18 protein-coding genes are annotated in these 17,733 nt (G+C 61.8%); 8 read left to right on the top strand and 10 right to left on the bottom strand.

Annotated features, from left to right (window positions below; all coding sequences use genetic code 11):
- Nucleotides 1-129 precede the first annotated feature (129 nt).
- On the top strand, nt 130-897 hold the full coding sequence (gene mddA, locus QRN41_RS16290; protein WP_285421836.1) for a methanethiol S-methyltransferase: 768 nt from the start codon (nt 130-132) through the stop codon (nt 895-897).
- 1 nt (nt 898) lies between these two features.
- Here the strand turns inward: mddA and glsB are convergent, their stop codons facing one another.
- Nucleotides 899-1,807, bottom strand: coding sequence for a glutaminase B (gene glsB / locus QRN41_RS16285; RefSeq protein ID WP_034098563.1), 909 nt, complete (start codon nt 1,805-1,807; stop codon nt 899-901).
- 55 nt (nt 1,808-1,862) lie between these two features.
- A complete protein-coding gene (locus tag QRN41_RS16280; RefSeq protein ID WP_034114108.1) occupies nt 1,863-2,207 on the bottom strand; it encodes a hypothetical protein in 345 nt (114 codons plus the stop codon).
- Nucleotides 2,208-2,436: 229 nt separating this feature from the next.
- On the opposite strand from QRN41_RS16280, the gene QRN41_RS16275 reads away from it, so the two are divergent.
- Both QRN41_RS16275 and QRN41_RS16270 read left to right on the top strand, forming a co-directional pair.
- Nucleotides 2,437-2,847: a hypothetical protein gene (locus QRN41_RS16275; protein WP_285421835.1), complete on the top strand. Its 411-nt coding sequence runs from the start codon at nt 2,437-2,439 to the stop codon at nt 2,845-2,847.
- Between the two features lie 44 nt (nt 2,848-2,891).
- The gene (locus QRN41_RS16270) at nt 2,892-3,506 is read left to right on the top strand and encodes a hypothetical protein (protein WP_146375038.1); all 615 of its coding nucleotides are present in this window, start codon (nt 2,892-2,894) and stop codon (nt 3,504-3,506) included.
- Nucleotides 3,507-3,533: 27 nt separating this feature from the next.
- Here QRN41_RS16270 and QRN41_RS16265 read toward each other — a convergent pair whose 3' ends face one another.
- From QRN41_RS16265 to QRN41_RS16255, 3 genes are all read right to left on the bottom strand, one after another.
- A complete protein-coding gene (locus tag QRN41_RS16265) occupies nt 3,534-4,721 on the bottom strand; it encodes a sugar transporter (protein WP_034138508.1) in 1,188 nt (395 codons plus the stop codon).
- A 111-nt stretch (nt 4,722-4,832) separates the two neighbouring features.
- On the bottom strand, nt 4,833-5,195 hold the full coding sequence (locus tag QRN41_RS16260; RefSeq protein ID WP_167417442.1) for a type 1 fimbrial protein: 363 nt from the start codon (nt 5,193-5,195) through the stop codon (nt 4,833-4,835).
- 84 nt (nt 5,196-5,279) lie between these two features.
- Complete coding sequence (locus QRN41_RS16255; protein ID WP_285421834.1) at nt 5,280-6,278, bottom strand: bile acid:sodium symporter family protein; 999 nt, start codon at nt 6,276-6,278, stop codon at nt 5,280-5,282.
- Between the two features lie 85 nt (nt 6,279-6,363).
- On the opposite strand from QRN41_RS16255, the gene QRN41_RS16250 reads away from it, so the two are divergent.
- Complete coding sequence (locus QRN41_RS16250) at nt 6,364-7,152, top strand: AraC family transcriptional regulator (RefSeq protein ID WP_285421833.1); 789 nt, start codon at nt 6,364-6,366, stop codon at nt 7,150-7,152.
- Between the two features lie 8 nt (nt 7,153-7,160).
- On the opposite strand, the gene QRN41_RS16245 is transcribed toward QRN41_RS16250, so the two are convergent.
- The gene (locus QRN41_RS16245; protein ID WP_285421832.1) at nt 7,161-7,373 is read right to left on the bottom strand and encodes a hypothetical protein; all 213 of its coding nucleotides are present in this window, start codon (nt 7,371-7,373) and stop codon (nt 7,161-7,163) included.
- A gap of 103 nt (nt 7,374-7,476) precedes the next feature.
- Here QRN41_RS16245 and QRN41_RS16240 point away from each other — a divergent pair, with 103 nt between their 5' ends.
- From QRN41_RS16240 to potE, 4 genes are all read left to right on the top strand, one after another.
- A complete protein-coding gene (locus QRN41_RS16240; RefSeq protein WP_040268658.1) occupies nt 7,477-7,905 on the top strand; it encodes a hypothetical protein in 429 nt (142 codons plus the stop codon).
- Nucleotides 7,906-7,967: 62 nt separating this feature from the next.
- Nucleotides 7,968-9,371: a hypothetical protein gene (locus QRN41_RS26185; RefSeq protein WP_350310308.1), complete on the top strand. Its 1,404-nt coding sequence runs from the start codon at nt 7,968-7,970 to the stop codon at nt 9,369-9,371.
- Entirely contained in the window at nt 9,346-11,199 is a 1,854-nt protein-coding gene (locus QRN41_RS26180) for a DEAD/DEAH box helicase (RefSeq protein ID WP_350310307.1), read from the top strand. Before QRN41_RS26185 ends, QRN41_RS26180 begins: the two co-directional genes overlap by 26 nt.
- Nucleotides 11,200-11,252: 53 nt before the next feature.
- Entirely contained in the window at nt 11,253-12,578 is a 1,326-nt protein-coding gene (potE, locus tag QRN41_RS16230; RefSeq protein WP_285421831.1) for a putrescine-ornithine antiporter, read from the top strand.
- Nucleotides 12,579-12,586: 8 nt separating this feature from the next.
- Here potE and QRN41_RS16225 read toward each other — a convergent pair whose 3' ends face one another.
- The 4 genes from QRN41_RS16225 to QRN41_RS16210 form a co-directional block, all read right to left on the bottom strand.
- The gene (locus QRN41_RS16225) at nt 12,587-13,531 is read right to left on the bottom strand and encodes a methyltransferase (protein WP_034114131.1); all 945 of its coding nucleotides are present in this window, start codon (nt 13,529-13,531) and stop codon (nt 12,587-12,589) included.
- Nucleotides 13,532-13,543: 12 nt separating this feature from the next.
- Nucleotides 13,544-14,923, bottom strand: coding sequence for an iron-containing redox enzyme family protein (locus QRN41_RS16220; protein ID WP_285421830.1), 1,380 nt, complete (start codon nt 14,921-14,923; stop codon nt 13,544-13,546).
- A 757-nt stretch (nt 14,924-15,680) separates the two neighbouring features.
- Nucleotides 15,681-17,423, bottom strand: a complete 1,743-nt coding sequence (locus tag QRN41_RS16215; protein WP_285421829.1) for an ABC transporter substrate-binding protein — start codon at nt 17,421-17,423, stop codon at nt 15,681-15,683.
- A gap of 33 nt (nt 17,424-17,456) precedes the next feature.
- Entirely contained in the window at nt 17,457-17,729 is a 273-nt protein-coding gene (locus tag QRN41_RS16210) for a DUF2160 domain-containing protein (protein WP_003232363.1), read from the bottom strand.
- Nucleotides 17,730-17,733 lie beyond the last annotated feature (4 nt).

The raw sequence follows: 17,733 nt of genomic DNA, 5'->3' as shown, positions 1-17,733 counted from the left end.
GATTTCCAAACGCATTGAGAACGGTCATTTCTCATAGGTCGCTCGGTCTGCAAAACCCGCTAGGCTTAAGCCTGGACTGGCTGAATGGCGGGTTTTGCGGTCCATCAATCCTGTGGGAAAAACACGCTCATGAACGTCAACAACAAACCCATCGCCGGGGTCATCGGTCTGGTGTACAGCGCGTGCTGCTACGGGGTGTTCCTGTTCACCTGTTTGTATCTGATCGGCTTCGTTGGCAGCCTGGCCGTGCCCAAGAACATCAACGACGGCGTGTATATGGCGTGGCCGGCCGCTCTGTCGATCAATAGCGCGCTGATCCTGCTATTCGGTATCCAGCACTCGGTCATGGCGCGCAAACGCTTTAAGCGGTGGCTGACGGCAATCGTCCCGGCGCCGATTGAACGCCCGACCTATGTATTGCTCAGCAGCCTGGTGCTCGCAATGGTGTTCTGGCTGTGGCAACCGATGAGGTTCAACCTATGGCAGGTTGAAGCGCCATGGGCCCAGGCCCTGCTGGTTGGCCTGTTCTGGCTGGGTTGGGGCATTGCGCTGGTGTCGACTTTTCTGATCAATCACTTCGAGCTATTCGGGCTCAAGCAGCCCCTCGACCATTGGCGCGCCGTCCCACCACAAACGCCCACCTTCAGCACGCCGCTGTTCTACAAACGGGTACGTCATCCCTTGTACCTGGGCTTTCTGATCGCCTTCTGGGCGACGCCACACATGACCGCCGGGCATCTATTGTTTGCGCTGGGGATGACGGTGTATCTCTTCATTGGCGCCCGCTTTGAAGAGAGGGATCTGGTGGCGACGTTCGGTGAACGTTATCGCCGCTACCAGAAGGAGGTAGGCATGATTTTGCCGTGGACGGCGACGCGTAAAAAAGACCCTGGATGACTTAAAACACCGACCACCCAATCCGCTCACTCAACAACTCCAACGCCTTGATCCCCGCCAGCGAATTCCCCGCTGCGTTCAACTCCGGCGACCACACGCACACCGTGAATTGCCCCGGCACCACCGCGACGATCCCGCCGCCCACACCGCTCTTGCCCGGCAAGCCCACGCGATAGGCAAAGTTGCCCGCTTCGTCATACAGCCCGCTGGTGGCCATGATCGAGTTGACTTGCTTGGTCTGGCGCGCGCTGAGGACCTGTTCGCCGCTGTGGGCGCTGACGCCTTCGTTGGCCAGGAAGCTGAACGCCTTGGCCAGGTCCAGGCAGCTCATTTGCAGCGCGCAATAGTTGAAATAGCTGTGCAGCACCGCGTCCACGTCGTTGTGGAAGTTGCCGAAGGATTTCATCAGATACGCCATGGCTGCGTTGCGCGCGCCATGCTGGGCTTCGGAATCGGCGACCACGCTATTGACCAGGATCTGCGGGTTGCCGGACAGGCGCCGCACGAAATCGCGCATCGATAGGATTGGCACGGCGAAGCGCGATTGGTTGATGTCGCAGATCACCAACGCGCCGGCATTGATGAATGGGTTGCGCGGGCGACCGCGTTCGAACTCCAGCTGCACCAGAGAGTTGAACGGCTGCCCCGACGGCTCGTGACCGAGGCGTTCCCAGATGCTCTCGCCGCCGTGTTCGATGGCCTGCACCAGGCTGAACACCTTGGAAATACTCTGCACCGAGAACAGCGTATCGGCGTCGCCGGCGCAGTAAGCCGAGCCGTCGTTGCCGTACACCGCGATACCGAGTTGGTCGGCCGGCACATCGGCCAGCGCGGGGATATAGTCGGCGACTTTGCCGAGGCCGATCAAAGGGCGCACTTCGTCGAGAATCGACTCCAGCAGCGCCTGCATGTCTTGTCCTGTCATCGTGGATTGAATCAGTGGTAAACGGGGCGCGCAGGATACTTCAGTGGGCGCGAAAGCCCCACACAATCTCTACCACTCGCTCGGCCACGACCAGATACACCAGGATCAACAGCAGTTGCAGCGCCAGGTGATAGCGCAACTTAGCGAGGCGGCGGATGCCATCGCTGACGTTCAACAGCATCAGCATGCTCGACAACACAATCAGCCCCCACCCCGCTACGTTAGCGGCGAACACTCCGATAAACAGCGGCTGCTGCCCGAGCAACGTATTGGTGCCAGCGGCGAACAGCAGCGCGCACACCAGCAGGTTTTTCACGTTATCGAAAATCTGCGCACTCAAGTCGTTTTCCAGCAGGGCCACATATCGCTTCCAGAACGTACGCATCAGTCATCACCGGGCAGGGGTCGGTCGTCAATCAAAGTAGTTCAAATGCCCAGGTGCTGCACCGTCCCATGAACTTAGATAGGCGCCAGGTTGACCCTCGCGCAACCTTCCACATAGGTGCGTTCCAAGGCTATCGCCAGCAGAACGACCGCAGCCAACAATGATGGCTCATAGCCATATTTTGAGATAGGATCAGCGCCCTTGACCTCAACAAGGACGATGAACACATATGTCAGGCGAAGTAGGTTTTTCAGAGTGGCACCCGTGGTCCGACCGTGGCGAACTGCCTGGTAAACACTTGCCCGGGGTGTATTTCATCGCGCGCAGCAAACACAAACCAGATACTCACCGAAATTGCGATGCGACTATCTATATCGGTGAGACCACCGGTCAGAGCCTGGCTGATCGGCTGCGTCAATTCAATGTATCGGCTTTCAGCGAACGGGCCGGACACTCGGGAGGGAACACCTTCAGGCTGACGCTGCTTGAAACAACGCCCGCCGAACATATCTGGGCGTCTACTTGCCCGGTGAGCATGGGCATGCCTTACACCACCGCCTACATCAAGCATTTGGAGCGCAAGCTGCTCTGGGAATATGTATGCACATGGGGAAGGTACCCGGCGTGCAATCACAGCTGATTGCACATTCCGCACACATCATTGACCAGGCAAGCACTTAAGACATGACTCCATTGTTTTCGAAAACCACACCTTCAGAAGCCACACTGATCGCTGCTCGGATTGCTCCCGTGTTTGACGCAGTGCTGAACGAGTACGACTTCCTCAAGTATCCGGCAGCCCATTACCAAGCATTCAAGACCTCTTACTCAGCGCGAACGGCCCAGAACCCACAGATTGCAGATTCGCTGCTGTGGAAGTGGGGCCATTGGGGTAAACCGAACTACCCACAACGCCATCGCAATCTGATTGCAGAGGTAGAGGCGCTCTGGCCACGGTTCATCGGTTCCGGTTGCGCTCAAGCGCCAGACCAAACCTTCCAGTGGTGGCAGGCGCAGTTCAAACGACAAACGACCTACATCACGTCGGCCTACATTACGCACCTTGTACATCACAGCGCGCCCCTGCCCATTATCGACCAGCACAACTTTCGCGCGATGAACGCCCTGTTCGAGACAGTGCGCCCGTCCCAGAAACGCAAGAAACGGCCATCCAGTTGGAATGACATTCAAGTGCTCAAAGACTTTATGTCGCAGGTCCTGGTAGCCATGCCTCAGCGCAGCTTTTCTGAACTGGACCGATTCCTGATGATGTATGGACGCAACCACGTCCCTCGCTGACAAAACCCGGAGTAGCCAATTGGTTGGCTACTCCCGCGGCACCACCCCCGTCCCAAACCGCCGAATCGCCAGGCAATACCCCACCAACGCCAGCGCCGCCAGCAACCCGCCCGCCGCGCCGATCCAGGCAAAGCCGAAATGGCTGCCGACCCAACTGCCCATCAGGGCGCCGCCGCCGATGCCGATGTTGTAGATACCGGAAAACATCGCCATGGCCACATCCGTGGCGTCGGGTGCCAGCACCAGCACCTTGGACTGCATGGCCAGGCCGAAGCCCATGATCGCCATGCCCCAGAACACGCTCAAGCCCACCAGGTAGGATTCGGCGCCACTCAATGGCAGCAACAGCGCCAGGCAGCCCGCCAGCAGGAACACCGTCCCGACCACGAACAGGTGCGGGTTGAAGCGATGTACCAGGCTGAACAGCAGCGAGCCAATGATGCCGGCGCCGCCGAACACCAGCAGGATCAGGGTCACGGCGCCGCCGCCCAGGCCTGCCACGCCTTCGACGAACGGTTCGATGTAGCTGTAGGCGGTGAATTGCGCGGTCACGGTCATTGCCGTAAGCACGTACAACGCCACCAGCGCCGGGCGCTTGAACAGCAGTGGCAGGCTGCGCAGGGAGCCGGAGTTCTGGCTCGGCAACAGCGGCAAAGTACGCGCCAGCCAGAACACCAGGCCCGCCGCAAAGGCAGCGATCACCAGGAACGTGGTGCGCCAGCCCATGGCTTCGCCGAGCAGACGCCCCAGGGGAATGCCCAGCACCATCGCCAGGGATGTGCCGGTGGCCAACAGGCCCAGGGCTTGCACTTGCTTGCCCTGCGGCGCCAGGCGCACGGCCAGGGAGGCGGTGATCGACCAGAACAGCGCATGGGACAAGGCGATGCCGATACGACTGACCATCAATAGGCCGAAGCTGGTGGCGACACTGGACAGGATATGGCTGGCGATAAACAACCCGAACAGCACGATCAGCAACTTGCGCCGCTCAATGTTGCGGGTCAGCAGCATCACCGGCAGCGAGGTCAGCGAGACGATCCACGCATAAATCGTGAGCATCAGACCAACGTTGGCGATGGGCATGTCGAAGCTGGCGCCAATCGCACTGAGCAGCCCGACGGGGACGAATTCGGTGGTGTTGAACACAAAAGCGGCCAACGCCAGGGCGATGACCGGTTGCCAGTTGGGCTGGGGAGTTGCGGTTGAAAGGCTCATTGACGGGCGCGGTACTCTGACGGTGATCGAGCGGCCACCCAGGACAAGCGCCGCCGCCGAGCATTCTATAGGTTTCTGGGCCGACTGTTGGCGCTCATCCGCAGCGCAGAATCAGGGCGCGGTCAGCGTCACCACATACCCACCCGATTTGACCGGCTGACCGCGTCCGTCCACCAACAGGTAGCGCTGATCGTAATAACGCCCGCTGCCGCTGTCCGCCACCAGCCGCAGACTGGCCCCGTTGACGCTGACCACGGGTGCCACGCTGCGGACCGTGAACTGGTTACCTCGGCTGGCGCTGGGGCACCCCGTGACGTCAAACTGCGCGTCACTGTGCGCATTTGTCGCACACATCGGCTCGACGATACTGCCGGTAAACCCGATGGTGCCCTGACTTGCCGGCTGCGCCGCGCCGCATGCGCTTGCCCAGAGGCAAAGGAGAGCTGTCGCTGCCGAAAAACCGTTGATACGCATGCTGATACTCCTTCCTGGTGATTAAGAAGTAAGTCGTCAGCACAGGTACTAACTTGAGGTTAATCGTCGCAGAGCAACAAAATGTTATGGATCCACCTGCGCCATCAACTCCGCAACACTCTCCGCACGCTTGGCATAACGCTGTGCCAGCGCCGCACACACCATCAGTTGGATCTGGTGAAACAGCATCAACGGTAGAATCAATACGCCCATACTCGCCCCGGCAAACAGCACCTGGGCCATCGGCACGCCGGTCGCCAGGCTTTTCTTCGAGCCGCAGAACAGGATGGTGATGCGGTCCTCCTGATTGAACCCAAACGCCTTGCCCAGCACGGTTGAGGCCACCAACACCAGCGCCAGCAGCACGCAGCAGGCCACCACCAGCCCGCCCAGCTCCCACAATGGGATCTGGTGCCAAATGCCTTCGTTGACCGCCTCGCTGAACGCGCCGTACACCACCAGCAGGATCGAGCCCTGGTCGACGAATTTCAGCCACGCCTTGTTGCGCCCTACCCACTCGCCGATCCAGCGCCGCGCGATCTGCCCGGCGATAAACGGCAGCAGCAACTGCACGCTGATTTTCACGATGGCGTCGACGGTGGAGCCGCCGTCGCCATGGACATTAAGTAACAGGGTCACCAGTAACGGTGTGAGGAAGATCCCAAACAGGCTCGACGCCGCCGCGCTGCAGATCGCCGCCGGGATATTGCCGCGCGCCAGGGAGGTGAAGGCAATCGCCGACTGCACCGTGGCCGGCAACGCGCAGAGGTAGAGCATGCCCATGTACAGGTCTTTGCCGATCAACGGCGACAGCAGCGGTTTAAGTGCCAGGCCCAGCAATGGGAACAGCACAAAGGTCAGACTGAACACCAGCAGATGCAGACGCCAATGGCCGGCACCGGCCACGATGGCCTGGCGCGACAGTTTGGCGCCGTGCAGGAAAAACAGCAGCGCGATGGCCAGGTTGGTGACCCAACCGAATGCCACGGCGGTCTGGCCGCTGGCGGGCAGCAAGGAAGCGAGAATCACCGTCGCGATCAACGTGAGGGTGAAGTTGTCGGGCAGAAAGCGGGGCCGAGTCATAGTGAGGTCATCCAGGGGTTGCCAAGAGCGTCGTGGCGACTCTAACGTAACGCTCTGTTACCGACTAACGCCAACGAGCCAGTAAATGCCGCTTAAAGGACATGCCAACACCGTGCGCCGCAGCATTCCCGGGCTGTCCAGCCTGCCACGGCCGGTATATGGGCGCACTGAATCGCTGCCCAATCGCGCACTGACCCGCCGCCACAGTCACCCGTGGGTGCAATTGTCCTACGCAATTTCCGGGGTGTTGGAGATCCAGACCAGCGCCGGCCGCTTTGTCGCTCCGCCGCAACGAGCCGTGTGGATTCCGGCGGGCATGCCGCACCGGGTGTACAGCACGCCCCACACCGAGATGCGCAGCCTGTACCTCGATTGCAGCGTCACCCAATGGGCGGCCGCGCACTGCCACGTACTGGAGGTGAGCAACCTGCTGCGCGAGCTGATCCGCAGCTTCAGCGAACTGCCGGTGGAATACGCCGAGGACGGCCCCGACGGGCGGCTGGCCCAGGTGATCCTCGACCAACTCGCCGCCGCGCCGCAGGTCGACCTGATGCTGCCGCTACCGGTGGACCCGCGCCTGCGCCAAATCTACCGCAGCCTCAACCTCCACCCGGAGCAGCAAACCACCTTGGGGCAATGGAGCGACAAACTGGGGGTCAGCGAAAAAACCCTCAGCCGCCTGTTCCTGCACGACACCGGCCTGACCTTCCGCGCCTGGCGCCAACGCCTGCGCCTACTCAGCGCCCTGCCCGCCCTGGAACATGGCGAACGGGTCACGGACGTGGCGCTGGCCAGCGGGTATGAGTCGACGTCGGCGTTCATCAATGCGTTTCGCCAGCAGTTCGATGCCACGCCGGGGGAGTTTTTCCGCTGAGCCCCGCGTCAGGATGAAATATCAAATACAGCAGCCAGGCGGTTGCGGCCTTTCGGGGTGACCGTTAACGCGCGGGTATCGAGCGTGCGCATCAGCCAGCGCTCATGCAGCATATGCGTCAGCAACTGCGCCCAACGCACGGCCCAGGTGCGAGCAACGCTGGCCGGGCGATGGTGGCCGCGACAGTGGTCGTTCAGTTGCTGGCAATCCTGTCGTTCCATCGCAACTCATCCACCCGCGAGCGCAAGTAGTGCCCAAACCCGCCCTCGACTGTTATTGTGCGGCGCTTTGAAAAGCTGCCATGCCACTGCGAGGAAACGGACGTTGAACACTGACGAAAAAATGACCGGGGACCTGTTCGAGGTCGATAAGCGCCTGTCACTCAAACCGGTGGTGGACTTCAACACTTACCTGCGCAGCGCGTTCGGCGACGGCCCTTGCACCTGCATCCGCTGCACCGCCAGCGGCGGCGACGAAAGCGGTTACGCCTTCCAGCACACCTTCAGCTTCGACGGCAAACCCACCCATCGCCGCTTTGCATCCACGGCAGGCAGCGATGTGTTGCAGGCGTTGAAAAAGGCCTGGTTGTCTTATACCAAGGCAGAGCTGCCGACTACCGGTGTGCTGGCCCTGGATACCGTAAAGGAATTTGTCGAGCCGCAACTGCACAAACGCCTGGTGCCACTGTTTTTGGCCAGCGGCCTGGTCAACGAGGTCGACGGTCACTTGAACCTGTTGCCCCAACTGGCTTAAAGCCCCCCGCAATGCGCGCCGAACCGGGATGAACCGGCGTTTTACGCAAAGGATTGAGATTGATGACCCGAGAAAGCATCACCCGCTACTGGCACGCCGTGGAGCTGCTGCAACCGCAATCGGCCCCCAAAATCGAAAAGCGCGACAGTCTGTTTGCGTCGTTCCTGCATGACTGCAATGCGGCGCGGCCGGTGATGCCATGGGCTGCCGGCAGCCCGGCGCACGGCCAGCAAAAACCTAAAGACCGGGTCTGGAGCCACACCCTCTTCGCCCACCTGTACGACAGCCGTCGCGTGGCCGAAAGCCTTAAGCAACTCTACGGTGCCGACCAAGGCTATAAAGAGCCGCCGAAAACCCGCGAATCCGCGCTTTTCGCGCTGAAGTTCACCGAGCAGGGGCTGATGGTGCAAGACAGCCTGGTGCTCTCCAGCGAAGCCTGGTTCCTCGGCCGCGCCCTGGCAAACAGGGATTGGACCCGCGGCTTCGACGAGGAACAAAACTATCTGCGCGAGGACATCAAGCCGCTGATGGGCGGCCCAGTCGATGCAGCGATGTTGGTCGAGCTGACGGAGAAGATTCGAAACTTCCTCGGCCTGGACGACTTCTTCAGCGCCACCGAGCGCTACACCCACCGCTGGCGCTCCACGCCCATCAAGGTCAAGAACCCCGCCCAGGAAGACGACCCGCTCAACAGCTTTCTGCTCGCGGACCTGGCCGACGTGGCGGACAGCCTGCGCAATGGCATCACCAGCGCACCGCTGGCGCAGTACCTGGCGCGACATGCCCCGCAACAGCGCTTGCACATCGACGATGACGATGCCTCCCTGGCGTTAATCGAGCGTCTGGCGCCCAAACACTACCCGTTGGGCTGCTGGCCGGCCGAGCATCACCTGGGGCTGGTGCATTCCCAGCAATTGGCGGTGAATACCCTGCTGCATACGTTGAGCGATGGCGAAGGTGTGCTGGGCATCAACGGCCCGCCCGGCACCGGCAAAACCACCCTGTTGCGTGATCTGCTGGCCGCCGTGGTCACCCAGCGCGCCGATGCCCTGGCCGCCCTGCCCCGCGCGTCTGCCGCTTTTGTCGACGGCACGCCCGAACGGGTGAGCGACGGCACCGACTTCCAAACGGTGCATGCGCTCAACCCGGTATTGTTCGGCTTTGAGATGGTGATCGCGTCGTCCAATAACGGCGCCGTCGAAAACGTCACCTTGGAGTTGCCGCAGCGCGACAAAATCGACCCCAGTTGGCTGCCGGACGCTGACTATTTCGGCGAACTGGGTGAACTGGTCAGCGGTAAACCCGCCTGGGGCCTGATCTCCGCCGCGCTGGGCAGCAAAGCGCGGCGCCGCACCTTTATGCCGCTACTTCTACGGCCAGCCACCCCGCAAACCCAAGGCCAGCGACCTCGAAGAACAGGCGCACGACTGGCTGTCGGCCTTGGAGGCCGAGGAGCTGGACGATGACCAGGAAGAAGAAGACGAGCCCGGCGAAGACAGCCCAGAACAGGCGCGCCGTGGCTTCCTCGGCTGGCTCGGAACCCAGGCCGATATCAGCCGCACCTCCGCGCAACGCCTGAGCACCTGGCAGCAGGCAGTGGCGGATTATCAGGCGGCCAAGGCTCACGCCGAACGCTTGAGCGCCGACGCCCAGCGCATCAACGACCATTTGCAGGCTGTCAGCGCGTTGCGCGCGCAAATCGCTGAGCAAGAGGACGCACTCAAGCGCTTGACCCACACGATCAAAGAGACCGATGCGCGTATCGCACAACTCGACGAGCGCGAGTTCAAGCCCGCCCACGACGCTCTGCAACACAGCCTGAACGAGGTGCAGCAGCACCTGGCGGCCAAGCCCGGGTTCTTTGCCAACCTCCTGAGCCTGTGGGGCGAGCAGCGGCGTTGGAATGCAGTACAAGGTGTTATCCGCAGCCGGCATACCCTGGCCGAGGAAAGCTTCGAACAAGTCAAACGCAGCGCCGCGCGTCTGACCGGCGAAAGCAAGGCGCTCAATCACCTGAGCACGGAACACCAGCAAGCCCTGAGTGGTTTGCGCGAGCGTCAGCGCCAGCAGATCGAGCAAATCACCGCACTGGCCAAGGCGTGCAAGGCAGAGCACCTGCTGGCCTGGCTGCGCCACGGCATTATCGGACGCGGCGAGGCCATTGAGCTGATTGAACCGTGGTCGATCAAAGGCTGGCGCCAGGCCCGCGCCCGAGTGTTTATCCAGGCTCTGAAGTTGCACCAATGCTTCTTCGAGCTGGAAGCCAAGCGCGTTCGCGCCAATCTGTATTTCATCAACCGTGTGTTACAGGGCGGGCGCTTCCAGGGCGTCTCGCGCGCGGCGATCCGTTCGAGCTGGGCGTCGTTATTTATGCTCGTGCCGGTGTTGAGCAGCACCTTTGCCTCGTTCGCGCGCTCGTTCGGCTCCCTGGGGGTTGGTGAAATCGGCTGGCTGCTGGTGGACGAAGCCGGCCAGGCCACTCCGCAAGGGGCGGTCGGTGCCCTATGGCGCGCGCGCCGTGCCGTGCTGGTAGGCGATCCGCTGCAACTCAAGCCCATCGTCACCGTGTCGGAAGCGGTGCTGGAACATATGCGCACCCGCTACGGCGTCGACGAATACTGGATGCCGACGCGCCAGTCCGCGCAAACCCTGGCCGACGAAGCCACCCGCTGGGGCCGAATGATGGGCCCGCCGCAGGCCAAGCGCTGGGTCGGCTTGCCGCTGGTGGTGCATCGTCGCTGCGACCGTCCGATGTATGCGCTGGCGAACCGCATCGCCTACGACGGCGCCATGGTCTTCGGCACTGTGCCGCCCTCCCCGGCCAAAGAAACACCGGCCAGCCTGGCCACCGGCTGGGTCCAAGCCCATGGCCCTTCGTCCGGCAACTGGGTCGCGGCCGAAGGCGATGCCCTGATGCGCCTGCTGGCGATGCTGCGCCAGGACGGTGTGAAAATCGCCGATATTGCCGTGGTCACACCCTTCCAGGCGGTGCGCGATCGCCTTAAAGAGCTGCTGCCGCGCAAAATGCTCTACGGCACCATTCACACCATGCAGGGCAAGGAGGCGCCCGTGGTGATCATGGTGCTGGGCGGCAGCAGCGAAAACGCCGGTGCGCGGGACTGGGTGGTCAGCGAGCCGAACCTGCTGAACGTGGCCGCCACCCGGGCCAAGCGCCGCTTGTACGTGATCGGCGACCGCAACGACTGGCAAAAGCGCGCATTGTTCTGCGATGTGATGACGTTGCTGCCGCGCCAGGCGCTGGCCCCTGGTTGCCCGAGCGAGACAAACGCCTGAATCCGCGCTATTGCTGACGGTCATACCGGCCCACAGGCTCAACGGAGTACTCGATGACCACGCCAAGCAAAAAGATGAGCCTGCTGGGCCTCACCACGTTGGTGACGATCAATATGATGGGCTCGGGCATCATCATGTTGCCGGCGAGCATGGCGCAGTTGGGCGCGATTTCATTGCTGTCGTGGCTGATCACGGCGGTGGGCTCGATGGCGATCGCATATGGCTTTGCCCAATGCGGCGTGTTCTGCAGACGCGCCGGGGGGATGTCGGCGTATAGCGAAGAAGCCCACGGCAAGTCGGGGTTCTTCCTGTGTTCGTTTCTGTATTTTCTGTCGCTGATCATCGCCAATGTGGCGATTGCGATTTCGGCGGTGGGCTATCTCTCGGCGTTTATTCCATGGCTGGCCAGTGGCCCGGTGCCGCTGTTTATCGGCAGCCTGGCGCTGATCTGGTTGACCACCGCCGCCAATTTCGGCGGCCCACGCCTGACCGGGCGCATAGGCGTGGTGACGGTGTGGGGCGTGATTATCCCGGTGGTGGGGCTGAGTGTGATCGGCTGGTTTTATTTCAAGGTCGAGGTGTTCGTGGCGGCCTGGAACCCGCACCAGCTTCAAGGATGGGACGCGATCAGCGCGAGCATTCCGCTGACACTGTGGGCATTCCTTGGCATGGAGTCGGCGGCCCAGGGGCATGACGCCGTGGAAGACCCGCAGCGCACCGTGCCTCTGGCCTGCCTGCTCGGTACCCTCGGCGCGGCGCTGGTGTACGTGCTGTCCACCACTGTGATCCAGGGCATCGTGCCGAACGCCGAACTGGCGAGCGCGTCCGCGCCCTTCGCGGTGGTGTATGCGCAGATGTTCGCGCCGTGGGTCGGCGAGGTGATCATGGCGCTGGCGGTGGTGGCCTGTATCGGCTCATTGCTGGGCTGGCAGTTCACCCTGGCCCAGACGGCCAAAATGTCGGCGGACCAGCGCATGTTTCCGCGTTTCTTCAGTCGGATCACCCAAGCCAACGCGCCACTCCTGGGCCTGTTGGCCTGCGCCGCTCTGCAAAGCCTGATCGCCTTGTCGACCATCTCGCCCACCGCCTCAGCGCAGTTCAGCAAATTGGTCAGCCTGGCGGTGGTGACCAACCTGGTGCCCTACGTCACCGCCCTCACCGGGCTAATGGTAATGATGCACAAGGCCCGCGCCCCTCAAGCGCTGCAAGTACGCAATACGCTGGTGGTGCTGGTGGCTGCGGCGTATTCACTGTATGCGATCTACGCCTGCGGCGAAGAAGCGGTGTTCGGCGCGATGCTGGTGCTGGCGTTCGGTTATGTGCTGTACGGTTTTCTGGCTAAACGCTTCGTCGATGATGGGCGGGCCGAGAGTTGCTAAACCGGCCCTCAGCGCAAACGGGTCACTGCCAATGCGACCACGGCGATCCGCTCTACGCGCTCATAACCGGGTTTTTCCAACTCTTCGCCGAATACATCCGGGTCTAGTTCGCGGTAGGTCCAGCCGTAGGCATCGCCGCCGAGCAACGGTTTGACCGCCGCGAGGAACGGATCCTCCCCGGCGACAATCGCCGCACCGGTATACAGCACCAATGTGCCGCCCACCGCCAGGCGCCCGAGGGACTCGCTGACAATCCGCACCGACAGCTGCTCGCCCAAGGCGCCGCCGCCATGCCGGTAGGCCCGCTGGCGGTCATCGTTCATATAAGGCGGGTTGGCGACGATCAAGTCGAACTCGCCTTCCACGCTGTCCAACACGTTGCTGTGATACGCGCTGATATTGCTCAGGCCGGCCAACTCAGCGTTCACTGCGGTGAGACGCAAGGCGCGCGGGTTGATGTCCACCGCAAGCACCTGGGCGTCATGCCGCGAACGGGCGATTACCAGCGCACCGACGCCGGCGCCGCAGCCGATGTCCACGGCACGCTTGATCGGCTCAAAGCGCTGTTGCAAGTGGGCATCGATCAGTTGCGCGAAGCGGTAGCTGTCAGGCCCGAAAAACACCGCATCCGCTTGGGTGGTGGGATACGCCGAGTGGGCGATCAACAGGTCATCCAGGCTCGACCAGCGCACGGCGCTGCGCCAAAGCGAATCGTGCTCTTCAACGACATCGGCGTGTTGCAACTCTTCGCGCAAGGCGTCGGGCAACAGGTCGCGGTCGAACGGCATCGACCAGCCGAAGACATCGCGCAGGTTCATGGCCAGCGGCGTCGCCAGGCGTGCGTAGACGCGGTCATGGGTCAACGGCGTGGGCGTGATAAAGCGGTAGCCGCTCTGTTGCAAACCGCGTCCCAGGTTCAGCAGCGCACGGTCGGCCAGTTGTTGTGCGGACATAAAACAGGTTCCTTAGCGCAGGCGCGCGCGCAGTTGGATAAAGCGGCGCGTGGCGTACAGCCCCGCGGGGGTGCAGTGGCGACGGGCCGATAACCACGGCAGCAGCGCAATGAGTTGCTGTTGATCGGTGAGGTTGCACAGCGATTCGACCAGCGCCTGGGTGTCCGGGTCCGTCGGCCGATGCGTGTCGCGGGGCAGCGGTTTGCCACGACCGGGGCGCACCGCAGGCACGCGTTCGGCGCTGATCCAATCACCGGCGATCCAGTCATGCAGCACCTGTTTTTCATAGCCGCTGAACACCCCGAACATCGCCGCACCGGCGCCTTCGATCAGTTGCCAGAAGCGGCTTTCGGCCGGGTTCTTGTTGCGTTTGATCCAGCCCTTGTCTTCCAGTGCCTGGAGAAACGCGCCGATCTGCCCGGGCTTGGCGAGCCATTGGTTGACGGTCTTGCCTTCGAAGCGGCAATAGTCCGAATGCATGTGCTGACCGAAGGTGCGCTTGCGCTCGAGCATGGCCACCAGTTCGTCGTGCAGGTTGAAACTATTGATCACGGCTGTGGTGCCCGGGCCCAAGTCATTGAGGCGATAGCCCTCGGCCACACGTCGATAGAAGTCCGCCCTGCCCTCGCCCAACGGCAGCAGGTCGATGACCGCTTGCGCCGCTTTGCAGGCGTGTCCGGTGCTGGGGTTGTCGATGGTTACATGGAGCGTGAAGTAATAGGGGTCGATGCCCAGTTCGCTCAGTTCGTACGAGGTGATCAACAGGTGCAGGGGCAACTGCTCATAGCCCAGGTTGTAGCCGATGATTTCCGGCAAGAAGTCCTCACCGCACAGACCCAGCGCCAGTTGCAGAGCGCCTTGCAGGTAGTGATCGTCGTCCAGGCCGGCTTCGCTGGTGGCATCGTGGTCGCTGAGCAGCTTGCGGTAAATCACCACATGATTCTGCGCGGCGTGGCCGTCGCCCAACTCTTCCAGGTAGGTGGTGAGCAGGCCGTCAAAGCGCGGGTCGTGCCAATGGGGCAGCAGGCCATACAGCCAGGCGCCGTCGACCTGTTTGGTCGGCGCCACGCGCTGCAGGCAATACAAGGCATGGGCCTTGTTGTGAAAAAATCGACGGGGCCGGCCTTGCTGGCGTTGCTCCAGGTAGTCGGCGTAGGTCTGGGCCACTTCGGCGCAGCGCTGCTCAACCCAAGCGGTCAGATGTTCAGGCACCTCGGGCAGGTCGCCGGGCAACTTGCGCGCCTGGGCCAATTGCGCTTGCACAAAATCCCGTGCGGCTTCTCCTGCGCCCTCGGCTTCGCTGTACAGCTGTTGGTACAGGGAGTGATAACGACCGTGAGCCGAATGATGCATCGAGGCCGGCTGGCCTGAGAGCGCTGTGAGGAACGTCATGATGGCAGTGTCCGCAAAGTCCTAAACAACCAGGCCTCCCGACAAGGCGGCCCCATAAGCACGCTGAACGGCGCGTGTCTAGAATGCAGAGCCTCGGGAGGTGCGGAAAATTCAAATCCGATTAAGACGGGGTGGACCAGCGGTCGATTGCTGTAGCGCAGAATCGGCCTGAAAGCCTTGGCAGGGCAAGGCCTGGCAGAGGTTATGGGGTGGAGAGACTTGTGTAGTGAACGGGCACGTTTGTGTGGTGAGCGGGCTTGCCCCGCGCTGGGTTGCGAAGCAGCCCCAAACCCAGGCACCTCGGTGTGTCAGCTAAACCACATCGCCTGGAATGGGGCCGCTTCGCAGCCCAGCGCGGGGCAAGCCCGCTCACCACAGAGTTATTTCAGCCTTTGAAACGTGTGTAGAGATCTATGGCTATTGGGGCCAGATGCACCGAGTTGCCGGGTGGTGGCCCAGAGGAACTTAACTGTGGGAGGGGCTCACCACAGAGCTATTTCAGCCTTAAAACTTGTGTAGAGATCTATGGCTATTGGGCCAGATGCACCGAGTTGCCGGGTGGTGGCCCAGAGGAGTTTAACTGTGGGAGGGGGCTTGCTGTGGTGAGCGGGCTTGCCCCGCGCCGGGCTGCGAAGCAGCCCCTATCTCAGGCGATGTGTCCCATCTGACACACCGAGGCACCTTAAAAAGGGGCTGCTACGCAGCCCAGCCCGGGCGGTGCGACGATTCGACAAGCCCGCTCACTACAAATAGGCGCTTACTTGCGCGCCGCCTCCCATTGTTTAAGCAGGTCGTTGTAGCCGACAGTCTCGCCTTTGGGCTTCTCGTTGGCCAGTTTCGGCTTGGGTGCGCCCGGTTGGTCGAACCAGTATTGCGCGTCACGCTCGGGGTTCATTTTCGGGCCGCACACCGGCTGCACCTTGGAGCGTTCCAGGCGCGTCATGATCGCGTCCTGCTCCTTGGCCAGGTTGTCCAACGCCTGTTGCGGGGTTTTCTCGCCGCTGGCGGCGGCGGCGATATTGCTCCACCACAGTTGCGCCAGGCGCGGGTAGTCCGGCACGTTGGTGCCGGTAGGCGTCCACTCCACGCGGGCCGGGCTGCGGTAGAACTCCACCAGCCCGCCGAGTTTCGGCGCCATGTCGGTCATGGCCTGGGAGTTGATGTCGGACTCACGAATCGGCGTCAGACCGACGATGGTTTTCTTCAGCGACACGGTTTTCGAGGTCACGAACTGCGCGTAGAGCCAGGCCGCCAGTTTCTGCTTCTCGGGGGTGGACTTGAGGAACGTCCAGGAACCTACGTCCTGATAGCCCTTTTTCATGCCCTTTTCCCAGTAAGGCCCTACCGGCGACGGCGCCATGCGCCATTTCGGTGTGCCGTCGGCATTCACCACCGGCAGGCCCGGTTTGGTCATGTCGGCGGTAAACGCGGTGTACCAGAAAATCTGCTGGGCGATATTGCCCTGGGACGGCACCGGGCCGGATTCGGAGAAGGTCATGCCCGCTGCTTCCGGTGGCGCGTAGGCTTTCATCCAGTCCACGTATTTCTGGGTGGCGAACACCGCCGCCGGGCCATTGGTGTCGCCGCCACGGGTGACACTGGAACCCACCGGGTGGCAGTCCTCCACGCGAATGCCCCACTCGTCCACCGGCAAACCGTTGGGCAGGCCTTTGTCGCCGCCGCCGGCCATGGAGAACCAGGCATCGGTGAAACGCCAGCCCAGGGACGGGTCTTTCTTGCCGTAGTCCATGTGCCCATAGATGCGTTTGCCGTCGATTTCCTTGACGTCTTCGCTGAAGAATTTGGCGATGTCCTCGTAGGCAGACCAGTTCACCGGCACACCGAGTTCATAGCCGTACTTTTCCTTGAACTTGGCTTTCAGCTCCGGGCGTTCGAACCAGTCGGCGCGGAACCAGTAGAGGTTGGCGAACTGTTGGTCAGGCAGTTGGTAGAGCTTGCCGTCCGGACCGGTGGTGAAGGACAGGCCGATAAAGTCCTTGAGGTCCAGGGTCGGCGAGGTGAAGCCCTTGCCTTCGTTGGCCATCAGGTCGGTGATCGATTCGGTCTTGCCATAGCGAACGTGGGTACCGATCAAGTCGGAATCGTTAACCCAGCCGTCATAGATGTTTTTATCGGACTGCATCTGGGTTTGCAGTTTCTCCACCACGTCGCCTTCCTGCAGCAGGTCGTGGGTCAGCTTGATCCCGGTGATCTCGCTAAAGGCCTTGGCCAGCACCTTGGATTCGTACTCGTGGGTGGTGAGGGTTTCCGACACCACGTTGATCTTCATCCCACGGAACGGCTCCGCAGCTTTGATAAACCACTTCAACTCTTCGAGCTGCTGGGCTTCGGTGAGGGTGGACGGTTTGAACTCGCTGCCGATCCATTTTTTCGCGGCGTCTTCGTAGGCATCGGCCCAGGCCGAAGCGCTCAAACCGCTCAGGGCCAGTACGGCGGCCAATGAAATGCTATGTCGCAGCTTATTGTTCTTATTCAACATAGAGACCTCCTGGTTGTTTATTTCATAAGGGCATCAGCCCCAACGCATCACACTCAACAGCCATACCAGGGACAGCGCGGACGCTACCCAGATGCTCCAGTCGGTAACGCCGATTACCAGCAAATGCAGGTAGGCGCTGCCGAGAAGACCGATAAACAAACGATCGCCACGGGTGGTGCTGATCGGCAGAAACCCGCGCCGCGGGATGCTCGGCGAACGCAGCTCCCAGGTAGTCATGCCCGCCAGAATCAGGGCGATGCCGCCAAAGAACAGTGCGGTGGGGGTGGTCCAGGCCATCCATTCCATCATC

The organism is Pseudomonas sp. efr-133-TYG-23, from assembly GCF_030209215.1.
Taxonomy (GTDB): domain Bacteria; phylum Pseudomonadota; class Gammaproteobacteria; order Pseudomonadales; family Pseudomonadaceae; genus Aquipseudomonas; species Aquipseudomonas rhodesiae.
This window is presented reverse-complemented; position numbering and strand designations above follow the sequence as displayed.